This is a genomic window from Pseudomonas sp. MWU347 (genome assembly GCF_017947305.1).
GTDB lineage: Bacteria > Pseudomonadota > Gammaproteobacteria > Pseudomonadales > Pseudomonadaceae > Aquipseudomonas > Aquipseudomonas putida_A.
The window spans coordinates 163,803-185,896 of the sequence record NZ_JAFGZB010000008.1 but is presented as its reverse complement, the minus strand read 5'-3'; the positions used below and the strand labels follow the sequence as shown (position 1 = coordinate 185,896).

19 protein-coding genes are annotated in these 22,094 nt (G+C 61.4%); 5 read left to right on the top strand and 14 right to left on the bottom strand.

Annotation, left to right across the window (positions count from 1 at the left end):
• Nucleotides 1-89 precede the first annotated feature (89 nt).
• From KCG87_RS18470 to leuS, 5 genes are all read right to left on the bottom strand, one after another.
• On the bottom strand, nt 90-1,412 hold the full coding sequence (locus tag KCG87_RS18470) for a lytic murein transglycosylase (protein ID WP_210558606.1): 1,323 nt from the start codon (nt 1,410-1,412) through the stop codon (nt 90-92).
• Between the two features lie 61 nt (nt 1,413-1,473).
• Nucleotides 1,474-1,638 carry an alternative ribosome rescue factor ArfA gene (gene arfA, locus KCG87_RS18465; protein WP_027612891.1) on the bottom strand — a complete coding sequence of 55 codons (165 nt, stop codon included), beginning with the start codon at nt 1,636-1,638 and terminating at the stop codon, nt 1,474-1,476.
• Nucleotides 1,639-1,837: 199 nt separating this feature from the next.
• Nucleotides 1,838-2,875, bottom strand: a complete 1,038-nt coding sequence (gene holA, locus KCG87_RS18460; protein WP_210558607.1) for a DNA polymerase III subunit delta — start codon at nt 2,873-2,875, stop codon at nt 1,838-1,840.
• A gap of 39 nt (nt 2,876-2,914) precedes the next feature.
• The gene (lptE, locus tag KCG87_RS18455) at nt 2,915-3,520 is read right to left on the bottom strand and encodes an LPS assembly lipoprotein LptE (RefSeq protein WP_007960576.1); all 606 of its coding nucleotides are present in this window, start codon (nt 3,518-3,520) and stop codon (nt 2,915-2,917) included.
• A gap of 88 nt (nt 3,521-3,608) precedes the next feature.
• Nucleotides 3,609-6,215 (bottom strand): leucine--tRNA ligase, encoded by a 2,607-nt coding sequence (gene leuS / locus KCG87_RS18450; protein WP_210558608.1) that lies wholly within the window; start codon nt 6,213-6,215, stop codon nt 3,609-3,611.
• A gap of 255 nt (nt 6,216-6,470) precedes the next feature.
• Between leuS and KCG87_RS18445 the strand changes: the two genes are divergently transcribed.
• Both KCG87_RS18445 and KCG87_RS18440 read left to right on the top strand, forming a co-directional pair.
• Nucleotides 6,471-6,794 carry a hypothetical protein gene (locus KCG87_RS18445; RefSeq protein WP_096796296.1) on the top strand — a complete coding sequence of 108 codons (324 nt, stop codon included), beginning with the start codon at nt 6,471-6,473 and terminating at the stop codon, nt 6,792-6,794.
• 105 nt (nt 6,795-6,899) lie between these two features.
• Entirely contained in the window at nt 6,900-7,661 is a 762-nt protein-coding gene (locus KCG87_RS18440; RefSeq protein WP_210558609.1) for a YdcF family protein, read from the top strand.
• Nucleotides 7,662-7,833: 172 nt separating this feature from the next.
• Here the strand turns inward: KCG87_RS18440 and lnt are convergent, their stop codons facing one another.
• The 5 genes from lnt to miaB all read right to left on the bottom strand — a co-directional run bounded on the left by lnt (nt 7,834) and on the right by miaB (nt 13,318).
• Nucleotides 7,834-9,357 carry an apolipoprotein N-acyltransferase gene (gene lnt / locus KCG87_RS18435; RefSeq protein WP_096795276.1) on the bottom strand — a complete coding sequence of 508 codons (1,524 nt, stop codon included), beginning with the start codon at nt 9,355-9,357 and terminating at the stop codon, nt 7,834-7,836.
• A gap of 17 nt (nt 9,358-9,374) precedes the next feature.
• Nucleotides 9,375-10,214 carry an HlyC/CorC family transporter gene (locus tag KCG87_RS18430; protein ID WP_027612886.1) on the bottom strand — a complete coding sequence of 280 codons (840 nt, stop codon included), beginning with the start codon at nt 10,212-10,214 and terminating at the stop codon, nt 9,375-9,377.
• 5 nt (nt 10,215-10,219) lie between these two features.
• Nucleotides 10,220-10,714, bottom strand: coding sequence for an rRNA maturation RNase YbeY (gene ybeY / locus KCG87_RS18425; protein ID WP_210558610.1), 495 nt, complete (start codon nt 10,712-10,714; stop codon nt 10,220-10,222).
• Nucleotides 10,707-11,705 (bottom strand): PhoH family protein, encoded by a 999-nt coding sequence (locus KCG87_RS18420; RefSeq protein ID WP_007960560.1) that lies wholly within the window; start codon nt 11,703-11,705, stop codon nt 10,707-10,709. Before KCG87_RS18420 ends, ybeY begins: the two co-directional genes overlap by 8 nt.
• Before the next feature lie 284 nt (nt 11,706-11,989).
• A complete protein-coding gene (gene miaB, locus KCG87_RS18415; protein ID WP_064589373.1) occupies nt 11,990-13,318 on the bottom strand; it encodes a tRNA (N6-isopentenyl adenosine(37)-C2)-methylthiotransferase MiaB in 1,329 nt (442 codons plus the stop codon).
• A gap of 133 nt (nt 13,319-13,451) precedes the next feature.
• Between miaB and KCG87_RS18410 the strand changes: the two genes are divergently transcribed.
• A complete protein-coding gene (locus KCG87_RS18410) occupies nt 13,452-13,781 on the top strand; it encodes a DUF1820 family protein (protein WP_003185742.1) in 330 nt (109 codons plus the stop codon).
• Nucleotides 13,782-13,947: 166 nt separating this feature from the next.
• Here KCG87_RS18410 and KCG87_RS18405 read toward each other — a convergent pair whose 3' ends face one another.
• From KCG87_RS18405 to KCG87_RS18390, 4 genes are all read right to left on the bottom strand, one after another.
• Nucleotides 13,948-14,502, bottom strand: a complete 555-nt coding sequence (locus KCG87_RS18405) for a tetratricopeptide repeat protein (RefSeq protein WP_003228518.1) — start codon at nt 14,500-14,502, stop codon at nt 13,948-13,950.
• Nucleotides 14,503-14,727: 225 nt separating this feature from the next.
• On the bottom strand, nt 14,728-16,011 hold the full coding sequence (hemL, locus tag KCG87_RS18400) for a glutamate-1-semialdehyde 2,1-aminomutase (protein ID WP_098965768.1): 1,284 nt from the start codon (nt 16,009-16,011) through the stop codon (nt 14,728-14,730).
• A 15-nt stretch (nt 16,012-16,026) separates the two neighbouring features.
• Nucleotides 16,027-16,650 (bottom strand): thiamine phosphate synthase, encoded by a 624-nt coding sequence (gene thiE / locus KCG87_RS18395; protein WP_095139211.1) that lies wholly within the window; start codon nt 16,648-16,650, stop codon nt 16,027-16,029.
• 18 nt (nt 16,651-16,668) lie between these two features.
• Complete coding sequence (locus KCG87_RS18390; protein WP_210558611.1) at nt 16,669-17,466, bottom strand: hydroxymethylpyrimidine/phosphomethylpyrimidine kinase; 798 nt, start codon at nt 17,464-17,466, stop codon at nt 16,669-16,671.
• 474 nt (nt 17,467-17,940) lie between these two features.
• Here KCG87_RS18390 and KCG87_RS18385 point away from each other — a divergent pair, with 474 nt between their 5' ends.
• Both KCG87_RS18385 and KCG87_RS18380 read left to right on the top strand, forming a co-directional pair.
• Entirely contained in the window at nt 17,941-20,295 is a 2,355-nt protein-coding gene (locus KCG87_RS18385; protein WP_210558612.1) for a hybrid sensor histidine kinase/response regulator, read from the top strand.
• Nucleotides 20,296-20,392: 97 nt separating this feature from the next.
• The gene (locus KCG87_RS18380; protein ID WP_210558613.1) at nt 20,393-22,042 is read left to right on the top strand and encodes an acyl-CoA dehydrogenase family protein; all 1,650 of its coding nucleotides are present in this window, start codon (nt 20,393-20,395) and stop codon (nt 22,040-22,042) included.
• Nucleotides 22,043-22,094: the final 52 nt, after the last annotated feature.

The window sequence follows — 22,094 nt, the reverse complement described above, 5'->3', positions numbered from 1 at the left end:
CCCCTCCCACATTTGATTTGTGTCGTACACGGAACCAATGTGGGAGCGGGCTTGCTCGCGAAGGCGGCATCAGCCATACGACGATCTTTCTATTGGGAGCGCAGGCTCTCAAGCAACTTATGCGTCGGATAACCATCCGCCGGCCAGCCAAACGACTGCTGCGCACTGCGGATCGCCTTGCGGGTATTGGCGCCGATAATCCCGTCCGCCGTGCCCGCATCATAGTTACGCGCGCTGAGCAGGTTCTGCAATTCGATGCGTTCGGAACGGCTCAGTGGCAGATCGTCTTTCGGCCAGGTGCCATTGATCAGGCCTGCGCCGTTGAAGCGCTCGGACAACAGGCTGACCGCCAGTGCGTAGGACGACGAGTTGTTGTACTTGAGGATCGCCCGGAAGTTATCGAGGATCAGGAACGCCGGGCCACGGTAACCGGCCGGCAGCAGCAGGGCGGCAGACAGTTGTTCCGAGCCGGCCGGGGCCTGACCGCCATTGGGCAGGATCACTCCCAGTTGACGCCATTCGGCAACGGTCTTGCGCATCGCGCCATCGGCCAGGGTGTAGTTGAAGCCGCTCGGCAGTTGCACTTCGAAGCCCCATGGCTGACCACGCTGCCAGCCTGAGCTTTGCAGGTAGTGTGCGGTGGAGGCCAGCGCATCGGCCGGGCTGCCCCAGATGTCGCGGCGACCGTCACCGTCGAAATCCACGGCGTGGGTGTTGTAGGTCGTCGGAATGAACTGGGTCTGGCCCATCGCGCCGGCCCACGAGCCAAGCATCTTTTCTGGCGTGATGTCGCCCTGTTGCAGGATCTGCAGCGCCGCGATCAGTTGTGCATGAGCAAATGCGGGGCGACGGCCTTCGTAGGCCAGGGTCGCCAGCGAGTTGATCACCGATTTGGTGCCCTGGAACTGACCGAAGTTGCTTTCCATGCCCCATACCGACACCAGTGCCTGGCGATCCACGCCATAACGCTGTTCGATGCTCTGCAGGATGTCGGCGTACTGGCTGATCAGCGCCTGCCCCTTGCGCACTCGCAGCGGCGACAGGGCGCCATCGAGGTATTCCCATACCGGACGAGAGAACTCCGGCTGACTGCGGTCGGCTTTGATCACGCTGGCATCGAAGCTGACATTGGCAAACGCGCGGTCGAACAGATCGGCGCGGATCCCGGCTGCCAAGGCATCCTTGCGGAAACCCGCCTGCCATTCGGCAAAGGTCTGGGTTGGCTGAAGATCAAGCGGGTCAGCGGACGGCACTACCGGCGGGATGATTGCCGGGGCTGTTGCGACAGGGGCGGCTTGAAGGGGTTGCGCATCGGCGGCGGTAGGTTTTTCCGCGCAGGCGACAAGCAGAATGAAGCTGGAGGCAGCGATCAGTTGGCGAACGGGCCAACGACGGGAAAGACTGAAGGGCATGCACAGTTCCAGGGGATACGAATCAGGTGCAGACCTTAACATGACCAGGGGGTGCTGTGCTTCAGGCAGCCAGAAAGTAAGAAGCCTCCCAGCTATTAGACTGGAAGGCTTCGCGGCGGTAGCTGCCTTTACCCTTGGTTGGTCGTTCCTGGCGACTGCGGAACAGGGGTTGGGCGATGATGGATTTGGCCTTGTTCGGGCCATGTTTCGATGGCTTTTTGCTCATGAGGGTTCTCTCGGTAGGTGGGTGCTGCGGGGCGAATAATCTGCCGAAGCCGCGCGTCTGTCCAGCCTCTATTGCGTAGGAATATTCTGACGCCTTCGCGAGCAAGCCCGCTCCCACAGTCGACCGAGTTCTATCATGTGAATGCGATCGACTGTGGGAGCGGGCTTGCTCGCGAAAGGGCGTTATGCGGTTGAACGTCTTACTCGGCGGGCAGTGAAAGACGCTGGCCCGACATCAACAGCGCCAACCGGCTCAGACTCATCCACGGCGAACCGGCGGCCTGACCCTTGATCTGCGCATCGATGCGCTGGGCTTCGAGCAACAACTGCGCCCAGCGTTGCGCCGAGTAGCGTTGCAGGGCTATGCTCATCAGGGGTTTGCGCTTGTCCCAGACTGGCGGTTTCGCCTGGCTGAAGCACTTGTCCAGCGGCGTGCCCTGGCTGTACTGCAGCGAGATATTGGCCAGCAGGCGCAACTCCCGCGCCAGTGCCCAGAGAATCACCGGTGGCTCGACGCCTTCACCGCGCAGGCCTTCAAGCATGCGCAAGGCGTGGGCCGGTTCGCCGTTGAGTACGGCGTCGGTCAGGCCAAACACGTCGAAGCGCGCACTGTCGGCCACCGCGGCCTGCACGGTTTCGACGGTGATCTGCCCACCTTCGGCCATCAACTTGAGCTTTTCGATTTCCTGCGCAGCGGCGAGCAGGTTGCCCTCGACGCGTGCGGCGATCAGTTCGACCGCGTCCTGGCTGGCCGACAAGCCGGCCTGCGACAGACGCTGGCGAATCCAGCTCGGCAACTGGTTGGCATCCACCGGCCAGATCTGGATGAACTGGGTCTGCTGGCCTTCGACCAGGGCCTTGCCCCACTTGGTCTTCTGCGCACTGCCGTCGAGCTTGGGCAAGCTGATCAGCAGCACCGTGTCTTCAGCGGGGCGCGAGCAGTATTCGATCAGCGCGGCAGCGCCCTTGTCACCGGGCTTGCCCGAAGGCAGGCGCAGTTCCAGCAGGCGTTTTTCGGCGAACAGCGACATGCTGGCGCCGGCCTGCAACAAGGTCCCCCAATCGAAATTGGCGTCGGCGGCGAACACCTGGCGTTCGTCGAAACCTTGCTGGCGGGCAGCACTGCGAATGGCGTCGGCGGCTTCCTGGCACAACAGCGGGTCATCGCCGCTGATGATATAGACGGGCGCGAGCGCGCCTTGCAGGTGTTTGCCGAGTTGAGCGGGAGCGAGCTTCATAAGAGAGGGCGAACGGGGCGCCTGAGCGCCCCGTACGTCTTACTGCTGCGGCAGTTCGAGCGGCGACTGACGCGGGGTTTCCGCTTCAGCTTTCTGTGCCGCCTTCAGCGCGTCGGCTTCAGCCCGGGCACGGTCGTTGGCCGCTTGCTGCAATTGCTGCAGTTGGCCCGGCGTCAGCTGTTGCAGGCGCAGCATCATGCGTTGAACCAGTTCGCGACGGGTTTCGCGACGGGCGTCGTTGGCTTCCTGATCGGAGCCGACGAGGTTGTTGCCGTCGTGGATGAACACTTTCTGCACTTCAAGCTTGTCGCTCAGCAGGTTCAGATTGTGTTCGCCTACGATGTCGTAGTTCAGCACGGTGGTCACTTGGTACTCACCCGTACGACCGGCACCGGCGTAGCTGAGGATGCGCTGGTTTTCCTGTTCGTCAGCCAGATACAGCTTGTACGGTGCACCGCTGTAGACCTTGACGCCGCTGGACTCGAGCACCTGACGCAGCTGGGTGACGGTCTCGCCATACGCGTTACGGGCGCTCAGATCGAGCTCCTTGATCGACAGTTCGTTGGTGCCGGTGCCACGCAGCTGGAAACCGCAGGCGCTCAGCAGAACGGCGAGGCCCATCACCAGCAGATTGCGTTTGATCATTGTGTTGCTCCCCTTGAAACCATGTGGGCCGACCCTGCGGCCCGAAAGGTTTTACAGTGCGTCAGGCGAACCTGACGCCCAATCCAATTTAGCTGGCGACGATGTTAACCAGTTTCCCTGGTACAACGATCACTTTGCGAATGGTCAGACCGTCGACGAAACGCAGCACGTTTTCGTTGGCGCGGGCCGCCGCTTCAACTTCTTCGCGGGTGGCGCTGGCCGGCATTTCGATCTGGCCACGCAGCTTGCCGTTCACTTGAATGACCAGTTGCAGGCTGTCCTGCACCAGTGCGCTTTCATCGACCGCAGGCCAGCCGGCATCGATCACCGGGTCAGCGTGGCCCAGTTGATTCCACAGCTCATGGCTGATGTGCGGCGTGATCGGAGCCAGCAACAACGTCACGGCTTCCAGACCTTCGTGAATCAGCGCGCGGTCCTGTTCGGAGCCTTGCGCGGCTTTTTCCAGCACGTTCATCAGCGTCATCACCTGAGCGATGGCGGTGTTGAATTTGTGGTTCTGGCCGACGTCATGGCTGGCCTGTTTGATGGCCAGGTGGATGGCGCGGCGCACGGCTTTCTGCTCGTCGTTCAGGCCGGCGATGTCCAGCTTGCCCGGCAGGCCCTGAGTGACGTGGGCCTGCGCCAGACGCCAGACGCGCTTGAGGAAGCGGTGCGAGCCTTCAACGCCGGAGTCCGACCATTCGGCGCTCATGTCCGGCGGCGAAGCGAACATCATGAACAGGCGGCAGGTGTCGGCGCCGAACTGATCGATCATCGACTGTGGGTCGACGCCGTTGTTCTTCGATTTGGCCATTTTCTCGGTGCCACCGATTTCCACCGGCAGGCCGTCGGATTTCAGTTTGGCGCTGATGACCTTGGCCTTGCTGTCACGCTCCAGTTCCACGTCCGCCGGGTTGAACCAGGTGTAGGCACCATTGGCTTCGCGGCGATAGTAAGTTTCGGCGATCACCATGCCCTGGGTCAGCAGGTTCTTGAACGGCTCGTTGGAGCTGACCAGACCTTCGTCACGCATCAGCTTGTGGAAGAAGCGCGCGTACAGCAGGTGAAGAATGGCGTGTTCGATACCGCCGATGTACTGATCCACCGGCAGCCAGTGGTCGGCCGCGGATTTTTCCACCAGGCCACCTTCGAAGTGCGGCGAGGCGTAACGGGCGTAGTACCACGAGGACTCAACGAAGGTGTCCATGGTGTCGGTTTCACGCTTGGCAGGCTGGCCGCATTTCGGGCAGCTGCACTCGTAGAATTCCGGCATGCGTGCCAGCGGCGAACCGGCGCCGTCCGGCACCACGTCTTCCGGCAGCACCACCGGCAACTGGTCTTCCGGCACCGGCACGTCACCGCAGGTGGCGCAGTGGATGATCGGGATCGGACAGCCCCAGTAGCGCTGACGGCTGATGCCCCAGTCGCGCAGGCGGAACTGGGTACGTGAGGCGCCGAGGTTTTTCTTGATCAGGGCGACTTCCATGGCGTCGAACGCGCCGGTGAAGTCCAGGCCGTCGAACTCGCCGGAGTTGATCAGCGTGCCGTGCTCGCCGTAGGCGTCTTGCCACGGAGCCGGGTTGGTGTCGCCGGAGCTGGTGCGCACCACCGATTTCACCGGCAGGTTGTACTTGTGGGCGAATTCGAAATCGCGCTCGTCGTGCGCCGGGACCGCCATCACGGCGCCGTCGCCGTAGTGCATCAGCACGTAGTTGGCGACCCATACCGGAAGTTTTTCACCGGTCAGCGGGTGCTCGACGAACAGGCCGGTCGGCAGGCCTTTTTTCTCTTGAGTAGCAACGTCGGCTTCAGCCACGCTGCCGCCCTTGCATTCGGCGATGAACGCTTGCAGCTCAGGATTGTTCTGCGCGGCCTGGGTGGCCAGCGGGTGTTCGGCAGCCACGGCAACGTAGGTTGCGCCCATCAGGGTGTCCGGACGGGTGGTGAAGACCTTGAGGGTGCCTGCTTCGCCGATCGAGTCGACGTTGTACGGGAACTGCACTTCCATGCCGCGGGACTTGCCGATCCAGTTGCGCTGCATGGTCTTGACCTGTTCCGGCCAGCCAGTCAGTTCGTCGAGGCTCTCCAGCAGCTCATCCGCGTAAGCGGTGATCTTGAAGTAGTACATCGGGATTTCGCGCTTTTCGATCAGCGCGCCGGAGCGCCAGCCGCGCCCGTCGATCACCTGTTCGTTGGCCAGCACGGTCTGGTCGACCGGGTCCCAGTTCACGGTGCCGTTCTTGCGGTAGATCACGCCTTTTTCGAACAGGCGAGTGAACAGCCATTGTTCCCAGCGGTAGTAATCCGGCTTGCAGGTGGTCACTTCACGGGACCAGTCCACCGCCAGGCCCAGGCTGCGCAGCTGGGACTTCATGTAGGCGATGTTTTCGTAGGTCCACTTGGCGGGTGCCACGTTGTTCTTCATCGCGGCGTTTTCCGCCGGCATGCCGAAGGCGTCCCAACCCATCGGTTGCAGAACGTTCTTGCCTTGCATGCGCTGGTAGCGGGAGATCACGTCGCCGATGGTGTAGTTGCGCACGTGCCCCATGTGTAGCTTGCCGCTGGGGTAAGGGAACATCGACAGGCAGTAGTAGGTTTCCTTGCCTGGCTGTTCACTGACTTCAAAGGACTTTTGCTCGTCCCAGAACGACTGGGCGGCGGCTTCGATTTCACGGGGCTGATATTGTTCGTGCATGGCTACTTTTGTACTGGATAGGGGTGGCCTAATCCTCTTCAACGCGCCCTCCGGGGATGCTCCGGACAGGCTGGAAGTGGAATGACAGGAAGCGCCGTAGCATACATGACCGCGCTTGGCCTAGGGAAACCCTGATTACAGCTGTCTGGCCCCGGAAAACCGTGGCGAGGGCCGTTGGTCGCGGCGTTCAGCCGGTTTGTGCAGCGAAGCTAAGCTCTTATTGGGGAGTGAGTCTTATCTTCAATGAGGTGAGGGATGGTGGAGCAACGGCAAAAAAACGTGACGAAACCCGAGTTGTATGAACGGTTGATGGATCGTCTGGGCATGGCGCTCGACGCTGCAAAGACCGCTGGCCGGCTGCGCGATGAGCGCCCCGTGGAACTGGAATTGCGTGGCTTGAGCCCCGCCGAGTTCAAACTGGTCAAGGCCTATCTGGATCGCAGTGAGCGTGAATCGCATGGATACCTGTCGCAGGCAGTGAAACAGCTCGATGCAGCACATTCAGCCAAGGTCATCTGGCTCAAGGACAAGGCGCCCGGCAGAGACACCGTAAAGGTTCGTTCTGTGCAGGCCAAGTAATCGCATGGCAGGTCAAGTAACGGATCTTTTCCAACAGGATCCTACCTATCGGTTGTAACGTTTCATTAACACTCTTAGGCTTCGGGCATCTCTGGAGATGCCCCGATGCCTTTTCGTTACTTCATCAAACAACTGCTCTTGCCGCCCGGCATTCTTTTGCTGCTGTTGCTGCTCGCCTGGTGGCTGCGTCGCTCCCGGCCACGGCTGGCCGGCCTGTGTTTTGCCCTTGGCCTGGGTGGTTTCTGGCTGATGAGCCTGCCGGTGGTGGTGCAATGGGGCGCCAAAGCGCTGGAGCGTGAGCCGCCGCTGCCCCGTGAGTCGTGGTCGATATTGGCGCAGCGCGCCGATGCTATCGTGGTGCTGGGTTCCGGGCGCGAGCGCGGCGATCTGGCCTGGGGCGAGGACCAGCCAACCGGCGTGGGGCTGGAGCGTCAGCGCTATGCCGCGCGACTGGCCAAGGCCTCCGGGCTGCCGATTCTGACCAGCGGTGGCCTGCATTACGGCACGCCGCCGACCGAGGCGAAGCTGATGGCCGATTCGTTGCGCGATGATTTCGGCGTGACCACGCGCTGGCAGGAAGGCGAGAGCCGTACCACCTGGGAAAACGCCAAATTCAGCGCCGACATCTTGTTGCCACAAGGCATCAAGCGCGTCGTGGTGGTCACGCAGGCCTGGCACATGCCGCGCGCCGTGTGGTGTTTCCAGCAGGCAGGATTCGAAGTGGTGCCGGCGCCCGTCGGGTTTCTCGGAACCGATAATGCGCGCCCGTTTGGTGGCTGGCTGCCGGAGTTCAAGTCGATCTGGCAGAGCGGGCAGTTGCTGAATGAGGCGGTGGGGCAGGTGGGGTATTCGTTGTTTTACCGCTAAGAGCACTGTTTTGAGAGGGCTTCCGTGGCGAGGGGATTTATCCCCGATGGGTGGCGAAGCCGCCCCAAAACCTGCATCTCGGACTTTCAGGTAAATCGAGTGCAATGGATTTGCGATGACTGCGTCATCGATCGGGGATAAATCCCCTCACCACAGTGTTTATGGATCGCTTTTAAAGGGTTTTCGACATCCGGCTCGCCATCAGCGCCCAGCCAAACAGCAGCACACAGACGATGATCAGCGGCCATGAACGCCATTGCAGGTACGGCGTCAGGTTGTGCATCGGCACCACTTCGCCATACAGAATGCCCTGCTCGAACTGCGGGATCTGCTCGGTGATCTGCCCGAACGGGTTGATCAGTCCGGTCACGCCGTTGTTTGTAGCGCGGATCATCCAGCGGCCTGCCTCAAGTGCGCGCATCTGCGCCATTTGCAGGTGTTGCAGCGGGCCGATCGAGGTGCCGAACCAGGTGTCGTTGCTGATCGTCAGCAGCAGATCGCTGCGTGCCGACAGCCCAGCGGCGAATTCCGGGTACACCACTTCGTAGCAGATGAATGGCGCGATTTGATAACCCTTGGCCTGCAGCAACGGCTGATCCGCCGGCCCGCGAGCGAAGTCGGACATCGGCAAGTCAAAGAACGCGATCAACCCGCGCAGCAGATCCTGCAACGGCACGTACTCACCGAACGGCACCAGTTTCTGCTTGAGGTAGGTGCCATCGCCCTCGCCGACCACGGTGATGCCGTTGAAGAAGCGTTTTTCGTGGCGGACCGTCTCGCGGATCGGCACGCCGGTGATCAGCGCCGATTTACGCTCGGCGGCGAAGTTGCCCATCATGTTCAAGTAGCCCTCGGCGGACTCCTTGAGCACCGGTACCGCGGTTTCCGGCCAGATCAGCAGGTCCACCGGCTTCGAGCGAAAACTCAGGTCGCGATACAGCGCCAGTTGCGCGTTGAGCTGCGCCGGATCCCATTTCATGCTTTGTTCGACGTTGCCCTGAATCGCGGCGACGCTCAGTGCCGGGCCGGACGGACTGGTCCAGGCGTGGCCCTTGAGCGCAATACCCGCCACCCATGGCCCGACCAGCAACAGCAAACCGGCCGCGATAAAGCCTTTACGACCGGTTTGCAGCAGGCGCGGTGCGTTGTAGATCAGCGCCGCAGTCAGCGCCAGAACGAACGACACCAACCACATGCCGCCCACGGGCGCGAGCCCGGCCAATGGGCCGTCGAGCTGGCTGTAGCCGGAGTAGAGCCACGGAAAACCAGTGAGGAACCAGCCACGAAACGCTTCCTGGCCGACCCACAGCGCGGCAAACGCCAGCGCATCGGCCAACGGTGCCTCGTTGCGGCGCAACCAGCGCGCCCAGACCCAGGCGGGCAGGGCGAAGAAAAAGGCGATCGCTGCGGTGAACAGCAGCATCAGGAACCCGGCCAGCAGCACCGAGGCACCACCGAAGTGGTGGATGCTGTAGTAGATCCAACTGGTGCCGGCGCCGAACAGGCCGAAACCGAAACACCAGCCACGGCCCAGCGCCTGACGCGGTTTCAGCTCGCGCAGGCCGGCGTAGAACAGCCCAACCGCGAGTAAAGCCAGCGGCCAGATGTTGAACGGGGCCAGGGCGAAGGTGGTGATTGCACCGGCCGCCACGGCCAGCAGGTTACCGGGCCAGCCGGGGCGGGTTGTCCAGCGCATTTCAGTCCTTAGATTTCTTACCGGGCGATAGGGGTCAGTCGCAGCAAATGAATCCGACGGCTGTCGGCGTTCAGGATGCGGAAACGATAGGCGCCGATTTCAGTGATTTCGTTGCGTTTTGGCAAGTGCCCGAACGCGCTCATCACCAGACCGCCGACGGTGTCGAACTCGTCGTCGGAGAATTCGCTGTCGAAGAACTCGTTGAAGTTCTCGATCGGTGTCAGGGCCTTGATCAGGAAGTCACCGCTGGGCAGCGGCTTGATGTAGCTGTCTTCTTCGACGTCGTGCTCGTCTTCGATGTCGCCGACGATCTGTTCCAGCACGTCTTCAATCGTCACCAGGCCGGCGACGCCGCCGTATTCGTCGATGACGATGGCCATGTGGTTGTGGTTGGCGCGGAATTCACGCAGCAACACGTTCAGACGCTTGGACTCCGGCACGAAGGTGGCCGGGCGCAGCAGGTCCTTGATGTTGAAGCTGTCGCCGTTCTCCTTGAGGATCAGCGGCAGCAGATCCTTGGCCAGCAGCACGCCCATCACGTCGTCGTGGCTTTCGCCGATGACCGGATAGCGCGAGTGGGCCGAGTCGACCACGGCCGGGAGGAATTCACGGGGTGTCTGGTTCGCCTTGATGCTGATCATCTGCGAGCGCGGCACCATGATGTCGCGTACTTGCAGGTCAGCCACCTGGATGGCGCCTTCGACGATGGCCAGCGCTTCGCTGTCCAGCAGTTTGTTCTGATGTGCATCACGCAGCAGCTCAAGCAGCTCCTGACGGTTCTTCGGCTCGTGGGCAAAAGCCTGGGTCAGTTTACCCAGCCATGACTTCTGCCCGTTGCTCGATCGATCTTCGCTCATAGCGATTACTCTGAATCCTTTGTTGTAACGATAGGGGATGTTTCGGCTTCGTCGTCCGCGTACGGATCGGGATAGCCCAGTTCGGCAAGCAACTCGCGTTCCAGTGCTTCCATTTCTTCGGCTTCGTCGTCATCTATATGGTCGTAACCGAGCAGATGCAAGCAGCCGTGAATGACTAGATGTGCCCAATGGGCCTGGAGTTCCTTGCCTTGTTCGGCAGCTTCGCGCTCGACCACGGCCACGCAGATCACCAGATCGCCGAGCAGCGGGATGTCGAGAAACTCGTCAGGGACTTCGGCCGGGAACGACAGGACGTTGGTCGCGTAATCCTTATGGCGCCAGGTGTGATTCAGCTCACGACCTTCTTCCTCATCAACCAGACGAATGGTCATTTCCGAGTCAGCGCTGCGCTGGCGCAGGGCCAGTTCGCACCATTTGCGGAAGTCGGCTCCACTCGGGGCGTTCGCTTCGGTAGCGATTTGCAGATCCAGCTCAAGCATCGCGCGAGGTTTCCCTGGCGGCTTCGGCACGGGTCTCGAAGCGCTCGTAGGCCTCGACGATCCGCTGCACCAACGGATGGCGCACGACGTCTTTGGGCTGGAAATGGGTGAAGCTGATGCCCGGAACGTCCTTGAGTACTTCGATCACATGATGCAGCCCGGACTTGGTGCCGCGCGGCAGGTCGACCTGGGTGATGTCGCCGGTGATGACCGCGGTGGAGCCAAAGCCGATCCGGGTCAGGAACATTTTCATCTGCTCGACAGTGGTGTTCTGGCTTTCGTCGAGAATGATGAAGCTGTTGTTCAGCGTACGACCGCGCATGTAGGCCAGCGGCGCGACTTCGATCACCTGGCGCTCGATCAGCTTGGCCACATATTCGAAGCCGAGCATTTCGTAGAGGGCGTCGTACAGCGGGCGCAGGTACGGGTCGATCTTCTGGCTCAGATCACCGGGCAGGAAGCCGAGCTTTTCACCGGCTTCAACCGCCGGACGCACCAGCAGGATGCGGCGGATCTGCTCGCGCTCCAGGGCATCAACGGCGCAAGCCACGGCCAGATAGGTCTTGCCGGTACCGGCCGGACCAATGCCGAAGTTGATGTCGTTGCCGAGGATTTCCTTCACGTAGCGCAGCTGATTCAGGCCGCGTGGGCGAATCATGCCTTTCTTGGTGCGCAGGGCGACGGAGGCTTCGGCGGGGGCGTGGTTGTCCAGTTCGACGACGGCCGATTCCTGGAGGAACAGGTGCACCATGTCCGGCGACAGCTCGGTACCCTTGGTTTCGCGGTACAGGCGGCGCAGCAGGTTTTCCGCAGACGTGGTGTGCTTGGGGTCGCCGATCAGCTCGAACTGGTTTCCGCGGTTGCGGATCTCGATGGCCAGGCGCTGTTCGATCAAGCGCAGATGCTCGTCGAATTGCCCGCACAGATTGGCGAAGCGGCGAGCCTCAAAGGGCTCGAGGATAAAACGATGTGGTTCTATGGGTGCGTTCAAGGTCGTATTTAGCCGCCCTGGGGCAATTAAGATGAAATCAAGGATAACGCCAGTGGCGTGGGTGCGAAAGCTCTTAAATATCGATGCGAGTCTGGAACGCCTTTCTGTGGCGGGTGGAGTTATCTGTGGCGAGGGGATTCATCCCCGATGGGCCGCGGAGCGGCCCCAAAACCAGAGCTTTCGGTATGGCAGATTCACCACAACTTCAGCTTTGGGTCGGCTGCGCCAACCATCGGGGATAAATCCCCTCACCACAACAGCCCTACTACAGAAGACGCGCGGTGTTATTGAATCAACGAGCCGCGCAGCGAGTGCGGTTGCGCCGCGTCGATGTGCACGTCGGCGAACTGGCCGATCAGGGTCGGATTATCGCAGCGGAAGTTGACGATACGATTATTCTCGGTACGCCCTTGCAGCTCGCCCGGGTCTTTCTTCGAGTAGTCGGTGACCAGAATGCGCTGGATCGAACCGACCATTTGTCGGCTGATCTCGAACCCTTGCTGATTCAAACGATGCTGCAAGGCGTTCAGGCGTTCTTTCTTCAGCTCTTCCGGGGTGTCGTCGGCCAGATCGGCCGCCGGGGTGCCCGGGCGCTGGCTATAGACGAACGAGTAGGAGAAGTCGAAACCGACGTCGGCAATCAGCTTCATGGTCTGTTCGAAGTCTTTCTCGGTCTCGCCAGGGAAGCCGACGATGAAGTCCGAACTGATGCAGATCCCCGGTACCGCAGCGCGCAGTTTACGCAGCTTGGATTTGTACTCCAGCGCGGTGTGGTTGCGCTTCATCGCCGCGAGGATCCGGTCGGAACCCGACTGCACCGGCAAGTGCAGGTGTTTGACCAGCTCCGGCACTTCGGCGTGGGCCTGGATCAGGCTGTCGGAGAACTCCAGCGGGTGCGAAGTGGTGTAGCGGATGCGGTCGATGCCGTCGACAGCGGCGACCACGCGGATCAGCTCGGCCAGATCGGCCAGGCGACCGTCATGAGTCGTACCGCGATAACCGTTGACGTTCTGCCCGAGCAAGGTCACTTCACGCACGCCGTTCTCGGCGAGGTGGATGATCTCGGCAATCACGTCATCGAACGGCCGGCTGACTTCTTCGCCACGGGTGTAGGGCACCACGCAGAACGTGCAGTATTTGCTGCAGCCTTCCATCACCGACACGTAAGCGCTCGGGCCGTCGATGCGCGGCTCGGGCAGGTGGTCGAATTTTTCGATTTCCGGGAACGAGACGTCGACTTGCGGCAACTTGCTGCTGCGTGCGGCGTCGATCATTTCCGGCAGACGGTGCAGGGTCTGCGGGCCGAAGACCACGTCGACATACGGCGCGCGATCACGGATCGCCGCGCCTTCCTGGCTGGCCACGCAACCGCCGACGGCGATCACCATGTCCGGATTGGCCAGTTTCAGTTCACGCCAGCGGCCGAGCTGCGAGTACACCCGATCCTGGGCACGTTCGCGGATCGAACAGGTGTTGAGCAGAATCACGTCGGCGTCTTCCGCACGGGCGGTGACTTCCAGGGCCTGATGTTCGCCCAGCAGATCGACCATGCGCGAGCTGTCGTACTCGTTCATCTGGCAACCGTGGGTTTCGATGTAAAGCTTCTTGGCCATGGAGTAAGGTCGTCACCTGATTCAAAGAACCGCGCATTATAGGGAACAAGCCCTCAGGTTCCTACCGCTGTGCGTCCGGCGGCTATGCTATAGTTTGCGCCCTCATTTTTATCCCCGATGTTATCCCCCCGCCATGACCAAACGCGAAGCTCCAATCTATAAGGTGATTTTCCTCAACCAGGGCCAGGTGTTCGAAATGTACGCCAAGCAGATCTATCAAAGTGATCTGTGGGGTTTTCTGGAAGTGGAAGAGTTCGTCTTTGGCGAGCGCACGCAAGTGGTGGTCGATCCGAGCGAAGAGAAGCTCAAGGCGCAGTTCGAAGGCGTGGTGCGCAGCTTTGTGCCGATGCATTCGATCGTGCGCATCGACGAGGTGGAACGTCTGGGCACCCCGAAAATCAGCGAAGCCCGTGGCGCGGTCGGCAATGTGATGCCGTTTCCGATGCCGATGCCTGAGAAGTAAGCCCGGATCTGGATTTGAAATGATTTGTGGCGAGGGGATTTATCCCCGATCGACTGCGAAGCAGTCGCAAGTCCATTCAGCAAGGTATGTCAGAAGGAGCTTGATTGCAGGGTTTTGGGGCTGCTTCGCAACCCATCGGGGATAAATCCCCTCGCCACAAAAGCTCCTATGGCAATGGCGAAAACGGCGTACGCCCATCGGCGCTCTGCAGTTCCATCAGGTATTTACGGAAAATTTGCCCGAGCACCTGGGTCGCGGTTTCGAGGTCTTCGCGGGACATTTTTTCCGAGACCTCGTCGGCGGTGTCCAGCGCATCTTCGGCGCCGTTGACCGCGGCCATCTTCAGCACGATGTAGGCCTGAATGTTGTTGGCCTGCACGCCTTCGCCGTGGAAGAACATGGTACCGAGCTTGAACTGTGCCTGAGCATGGCCTTGCAACGAGGCCTTTTCGAAATAGCTCAGGGCTTGATTGAGGTCGCGCGGCGCATTCTTGCCGTCGTAGTAGAACTCACCCAACTCGTATTGCGCTTGCGCATCCCCTTCATCCGCCGCTTTCTGGCAGGCAGCCAGTGCCTGCGTGACGTCTTGCGGCTGAGTATTGAGGGTGCAACGACCCATCGCCGGGATCAACAACGAGTTGCCGCCTGCTTGTGCATGCGCGAGCAGGGGCTGAAGGAGCAACAGGCAGCCCAAGGCAAGGGTGCGGCCGGTGCGGTTCATGGGAATCGACTTACCTCTGAAGGGCACGCGGACCCATCGAGGGATCCAATAAGCGCGCATTATGAAATAAGCAGGGCCAACCTTACAAAGTCTTTACTCGTTTTTCTGCTGCGCGGGGAATATATCGGCCACTTTCTGGCGGATTTTTAGCAGAGGCGTGGGAAAAAGAGCTTGGGTGTAGGTGAAAGCTGACGCTGGCTATGGCCAACGTCAGCGGTACGGCGATTACTTCAGTGCAGCAAAGGCGCGTTCGGCAGCGTCCAGAGTGATTTTCAGCTCGGTTTCGCCGTGGGCGATCGAGGTGAAACCGGCTTCGAATGCACTCGGTGCCAGGTACACGCCACCTTCCAGCATCAGGTGGAAGAAGCGACCGAACAGTGCTGCGTCGCTGGCCATCACGTCTTCAAAGGTGACGATGTCGTCGGCGCCGCTGAAATACAGGCCGAACATGCCACCCGCTTGCGTGGTCACGAACGGAATGCCCGCGGCATCGGCGCGTTGTTGCAGGCCGTCGAGCAGGCGCGTGGTGTAGTCGGTCAGCTCGGCGTGGAAACCCGGACGGCTGATCAGACGCAGGGTGGTCAGACCGGCGGCCATCGCCAGTGGGTTACCCGACAGGGTGCCGGCCTGATACACCGGGCCCAGCGGCGCGATGCGCTCCATGATTTCACGCTTGCCACCGAAGCAGCCGACCGGCATGCCGCCGCCGATGATCTTGCCGAAGGTGGTCAGATCCGGGGTTACGCCGTAGTGCGCCTGGGCACCGCCGAGGGCGACGCGGAAACCGGTCATCACTTCGTCGAAAATCAGCACCACGCCATGCTTGTCGCACAGCGAACGCAGGCCTTCAAGGAAACCCGGTGCCGGCGGTACGCAGTTCATGTTGCCCGCGACTGGCTCGACGATGATGCAGGCGACGTCCTGACCGACTTCGGCGAGCATCTTCTCCACGGCGTCGATGTCGTTGAACGGCAGGGTCAGGGTGTGTTTGGCGAACGCGGCCGGGACACCGGCGGAGCTTGGTACGCCCTGGGTCAGCGCGCCGGAGCCGGCCTTGACCAGCAGGCTGTCGGAGTGACCGTGGTAGCAGCCTTCGAACTTGATGATGCTGTCGCGACCGGTGTAACCACGGGCCAGACGAATCGCACTCATGGTCGCTTCGGTGCCGGAGCTGACCATGCGCACCATGTCCATCGACGGCACCAGCGAGCAGACCAGGTCGGCCATCTCGGTTTCCATCGCGGTCGGCGCGCCGTAGGACAGGCCGTGCTGCAGTTGATTGCGCACCGCATCGAGCACGTCCGGGTGGCTGTGGCCGAGGATCATCGGCCCCCACGAACCGACGTAATCCACATAACGCTTGTCGTCTTCGTCGGTGACGTAGGCGCCTTCGGCATGCTTGAAGAACAGCGGTGTGCCGCCCACGCTCTTGAACGCGCGAACCGGCGAGTTCACGCCACCGGGAATGTGTTTCTGGGCATTGGCAAACAGGGTTTCGGAACGAGACATGTTCGGGCTCTCAAATCAGATTTTCAGAAGTTCGTTGAAGGCGCGGGCGCGGCGGGTCACTTCGGCGGTGCTTTCGGCACCGAACAAGCCGTGGACCACCGCCAGCAGGTCGACCCCGTGGGCCACCAGTGGCGCGGCGTTGTCGAGGGTGATGCCGCCAATCGCGCAGACCGGCAGATGCAGCTTGCGTTTGGCCTCGTCGAGCAGATCGAGGCTGCAGCTTGGCGCGCCGGGTTTGGTGCTGGAATTGAAGAAGCGACCGAAGGCGACATAGCTCGCGCCTTCCTTGGCGGCCTGTTCAGCCAATTCAAGCTGCGCGTGGCAGGTCGAACCGATGATGGCTTTTGAACCAAGCAGCGCGCGGGTCGGAGACAACGGGCCGTCGGTCTGCCCCAGGTGCACGCCGACGTTGAGGCGCGCGGCCAGCTCGGCGTCATCGTTGATGATCAACTGCGTCTTGTAGCGTTCGCACAGGTTGCGAAGCGCTTCGGCCTCGCGCAGACGGCGGGCCTCGTCGCTGCTTTTGTCGCGGTATTGCAGCAGGGTGACGCCGCCTTCCAGCGCCGCCTCCACATACGACAGAAACTTGCCCGCCAGCAATTGGCTATCGGTGATGGCGTACAGGCCACGGAGTTTCATCAGGCAGACCTCACGACGTTACGAGCAAAAATCCAGCGGCAGGCGACGCGGCACGAACTGGCCTTTGCCCAGTTGTTCGGCATCGCGCAGGGTGCGCCAGGTGTAATCCAGTGCCGTACGCACGGCGCTGGCGAGGTTTTCACCCTGGGCCAGCCGACCGGCGAGGGCGCTGGCCAATGTGCAGCCGGAACCGTGATAACTGCCCGGTAAACGCTGGCAATAGAAGGTTTCACACAGGCCGTCACGGCTGTACAGGCGATTGTGGATTTCAGTTTCGTCGCCATGGCCGCCGGTGATCAGCAGGTTTTTGACGAACGGCAGGAGCTTTTCCGCGCACTCGTCCGCAGTGCCTTCGGGCAGTTCGGCGAGAATCCGCGCTTCGGGAAGGTTGGGGGTGGCAATGATCGACAGTGGCAGCAGACGCTCGCGCATCGCATAACCGACTTCATCCTTGCCCAGGCGTCCGCCGCCGCCGGCACGCAGCACCGGGTCGCAGACTACCGGCAGGTGCGGGTGCGCAGAGAGCAGTTCGACCACGGTGTCGACCATTTCCAGCGAGCCGAGCATGCCCAGTTTGACCGCAGCGACTTCGGAGTCGTTGAGCACGGCATTGGCCTGGGCCAGTACCCACTCTCGGTCGAGGACGCGGAAGTCAGTGACGTTGACAGTGTCTTGCACGGTCAGGGCGGTGACGGCCGGAGCCGCATGGCAACCCTGCGCAAGCAGGGCTTCGATATCTGCCTGCAAGCCGGCGCCACCACTGGGGTCGTGGCCGGAGAGACAGAGGACAACGGGGCGGGAGCTGTAGATATTCATGGTGCGCGAGCTTACCACCAAACCTGATTTTGGGGTTCAGTCCTGAAAGCGTTTGGCTAGAGATTGTCTGACACATTGCGGCCATTAGTCGGGTAGCAATTGTGGCGAGGGGATTTATCCCCGATGCGCTGCGAAGCAGTCGCAAATCCATTCTATGAATCGTGTCTGAAAGAATCTGGTTGCATGGTTTGGGGCCGCTTCGCGACCCATCGGGGATAAATCCCCTCGCCACAAGAGGTATTTACAACATCCGTCGTTGTAGTGAGCTGACCAACTCAACAGCTCTAGCTCGCTGCTTTGCTCTGAAACGCCCGTTCTAGAGCCTTTGTAGGAAAAATTTCGATGGTGCTCAATGGCCATCAACGGCTATGCTAGGCTGGATCCAAACCAATAACAGGTAATACCGGTTTTACGTCTACTCAAAGGGAATGGGGGGCTTCCTGACACAACCGGACGAGCCACGCTGGGGCTTCAATGCGCTATTTGCTGATGTTGCTGTTCTGCTTGCCCCTCCTCGCAAGCGCCGTCGAGTTCGACGAAAATACCCAGAGCCTTCCCCTGGGCCGCTCCATGCAAGTGTTCGAAGACCCGAGCGGTCAGGCGAACATCGCCGACGTCCGTGCTCAAGCGGCGGCGGGCAATTTCAAACCCCACGACAAAGCCACGCTCAATGCCGGTTACTCGCGCTCGGCGTTCTGGCTGAAGATCGACCTGCATTACCGTCCGAACAACCCGGCCGCGCAACGCACCTGGCTGCTGGAGCTGGCGTATCCGCCGCTCGATCACCTCGACCTTTATATGGCCGATGCCAATGGCGACTACCGCCTGATCCGGCAGACCGGCGACGCCTTGCCGTTCGCCAGTCGCGAGATCCGGCAGAACAATTACCTGTTCGACCTGACCTTCGCCCCTGACCAGCAAAAAACCGTGTACCTGCGCCTGGCCAGTGAAGGTTCGATCCAGGCACCGGTGACCTTATGGTCGAGCACCGCGTACCTCGAAGATCAACCGGTGCGCCTGTATGTGCTGGGGATCATTTATGGCGTGCTGCTGGGGATGCTGGTCTACAACCTGTTCATCTACCTGAGCGTGCGCGACACCAGCTACCTCTATTACATTTTCTACATCGCTTCGTTCGGCCTCTATCAACTGTCGGTGAACGGCGCGGCGGTCGAGTATTTCTGGCCGGACAATCCGTGGTGGGCCAACGCCGCCACACCGTTTTTCATCGGTTGCGCCGGGTTGTTCGGCAGCCAGTTCGCCCGCAGTTTCCTGCAGACCAGAACCCACAGCCGCTGGCTCGACTATCTGCTGATCGCCCTGATCGCGTTCGGCGCGCTGGTGGTCGGGCTGTCGCTGATGACCAGTTACGCATTGTCGCTGCGCCTGGCGACCCTGTTGGCGCTGGTGTTCACCGTGGTGATCTTCGCCGCCGGGATTCTCGCCTGGTGGCGCGGCTTGCGGGTGGCGCGTTATTTCATCATTGCCTGGTCGGCATTCCTGCTCGGCGGCATCGTCAATACGCTGATGGTGCTGGGCCTGCTGCCGAACGTGTTCCTGACCATGTACGCCAGCCAGATCGGTTCGGCGATCGAAGTCGCGCTGCTGTCGCTGGCGCTGGCCGACCGCATCAACGCCATGCGCGAACAACAGGCGCAAACCCTGTTCGATGCCGGGCAAAAACTCGAAGTGCTCAACCAGCAATTGGCCCACAGCAACAAGCTCAAGGATGAATTCCTCGCGACCCTGACCCACGAATTGCGCACGCCGATGAACGGTGTGATCGGTTCGCTGGAACTGATGCAGACCGTCGAGCTGGAGCCTGAACTGGAGCAATACCAGCAAACCGCCGCCGGCTCCGCCCGGGACATGATGCGCATGGTCAATGGCATCCTCACCCTCACCGAACTGCAGGCCGGCAAGCTCAAGGCGACGCCGGGCAGCTTCAGCCTGCGCGCGGTGGTCGAGGCCTTGCGCGTGCAGTTCGATGGCAACGCGGCCAGCAAGTCGCTGGACTTCAAAGTCGAGGTGCTGCCGACCCTGCCGGATCGCTTGCACGGCGACAGCGCAAAACTGGCGCAATGCCTGGAGTGCCTGCTGGACAACGCGATCAAGTTCACCCGAGTCGGTGGTCTGGCGCTGCGAGTGACCGGCAAACCGTCGGCGGGCAATCGCTTGGCGTTGTCGTTTGCGGTGATCGACACCGGCATCGGTTTCACCGATCTGGGCGAGGCGACGATGTATCAGCGCTTCTTCCAGCTCGACGGCTCGATGACCCGCGAGTACGGCGGGCTGGGCGTGGGGCTGGCGATCTGTCGGCAACTGGTGGAACTGCTCGGCGGCAAGCTGACTCACCGCTCCCAGCCTGGCAGCGGCAGCCGTTTTCAACTGGATGTCGAGTTCGAGCTGCCGGAAGTCGAAGCGGCGCCAACCCCGGACGCGCTGCATGAGCGCAGCCGGGCACCGCAGGACTGCACGGTGTTGCTGGTGGACGACAACAGCGTCAATCAACTGGTGATGCGCGGCATGCTGCTCAAGCTCGGTTTCCGCGTGCGCACGGCGGACAACGGCGCGGCGGCACTTGATTGCCTGCAACGGGAAACCTTCGACGCGGTGCTGATCGATTGCCAGTTGCCCAATCATGAAGGCGCGTCGTTGTGCTGCCAGATTCATGGGTTGCCCGGCTGCGCCAATCTGCCGGTGTTCATGCTGGCGCTGGGCACGGATCGCGAGCACTGCGCGCCGGGTACGAGCATCGATTACCTGAACAAACCGGTGAAATTCGAAGACCTGCAGACGGCGCTGGAGCGTCGGGTGCTCAGCGCATAATAGGGTGAAAGCGCCGACAGTTCGGCGCATATGACACTTTGATCAACCACGGGCCGGTGCTTAACTGAATCCCTTGGCTGACCAAAGGAGCCCCGTCATGAACCTGCATCAGTTCGCCGAAACCCACGAAGTCACCAACCAGCCACCGTCGCTGGATGGCGCCAACCTGTACCGCATCGACCTGCCGCTGCAGGAGTGGTCACGCCGTTTCGGCGCCGGGTGGGCCGAGTCGCGGATCGATGCCTACGGTGCGCTGGCCGGCGGACCGCTGATGGCAGCCGGGTTCCTCGCCAATCAGAACAAACCGGTATTCGTCAGCCATGACCGCTACGGCCATCGCATCGATCTGGTGGAATTCCATCCGGCCTATCACGAGCTGATGCGCACCGCGATCGAACATGGCCTGACTTCATCACCCTGGACTCATCCGCAGGACGGCGCACATGTCGCCCGCGCCTCGATGAGCTATCTGCACAGCCAGGCCGAGGCAGGCAGCGGTTGCCCGTTGACCATGACCTTCGCCAGCGTCCCGGCCATGCGCTTGCAGCCGGATCTGGCCGAGCAGTGGCTGCCGAAAATCCTCGCCACCGAATACGACCCGCGCAACGTCGGCATGGCGCACAAGGCCGGCGTGACCATCGGCATGGCGATGACCGAGAAACAGGGCGGCACCGATGTGCGGGCCAATACCACCAAGGCCTATCCGGTCGGTGCCAGTGGCCCGGGGCAGGCCTATGAACTGGTCGGGCACAAGTGGTTCTGCTCGGCGCCAATGTGCGATGCGTTCCTGACGCTGGCGCAGACCGACAAGGGCCTGACCTGCTTCCTGCTGCCGCGCCATCGCCCCGACGACACGCGCAATCAGTTCTACATCCAGCGCCTGAAAAACAAACTCGGCAACCAGTCCAACGCCTCCAGTGAAGTGGAGTTTCGCGGCGCGCTGGCGTGGATGGTCGGCGAAGAGGGGCGCGGCGTGCCGACCATCATCGAGATGGTGGCGATGACCCGTTTCGATTGCATGGTCGGCTCCAGCTCGCTGATGCGTCAGGCGCTGACCCAGGCCAGCCACCACTGCGCGCACCGCAAGGTCAGCGGCAAACTGCTCAGCGAACAGCCGTTGATGCAGAATGTGCTGGCCGATCTGGCGCTGGAAAGCGAGGCCGCACTGGCGCTGAGCCTGCGCATGGGCAAGGCGCTGGATCATCTGGATGATCGCCATGAAGCGCAATTCGCCCGGCTGGTGACGGCGGTGGGCAAATACTGGATCTGCAAACGTGCCCCCGGAATGATCAACGAAGCCGCCGAGTGCATGGGCGGTGCCGGGTATGTCGAGGAGAGCATCCTGCCACGGCTGTATCGCGAAGCGCCGGTCAACTCGACGTGGGAAGGCTCGGGCAATGTGCAGTGCCTGGACGTGCTGCGTGCGCTGTCGAAAGAGCCGGGTGTGCTCGACGTGTTGTTCAGCGAATTGGGCGATGGGCACGGCGACAAGCGCCTGGCCGCGCATATCCAGCAGTTGCAGGCGCAGTTCAAGGACACCAGCGACATTCAGTATCGGGCGCGGCAACTCACCGAAGACATCGCGCTCGGTTTGCAGGCCAAGCTATTGCTGGAGGCCGGCAACTCGGCGGTCAGCGACGCGTTCATTGCCAGCCGCCTGAGTGGTGGCGGCCGGGTCTACGGTGCATTGCCGCGTGGGCTGGACGTCGAAGCCATCGTCGCTCGCGCAACCCCCCAGGGTTTCTGACCCAACACAAATCCCCTTGTGGGAGCGGGCTTGCTCGCGAATGTGGTGTGTC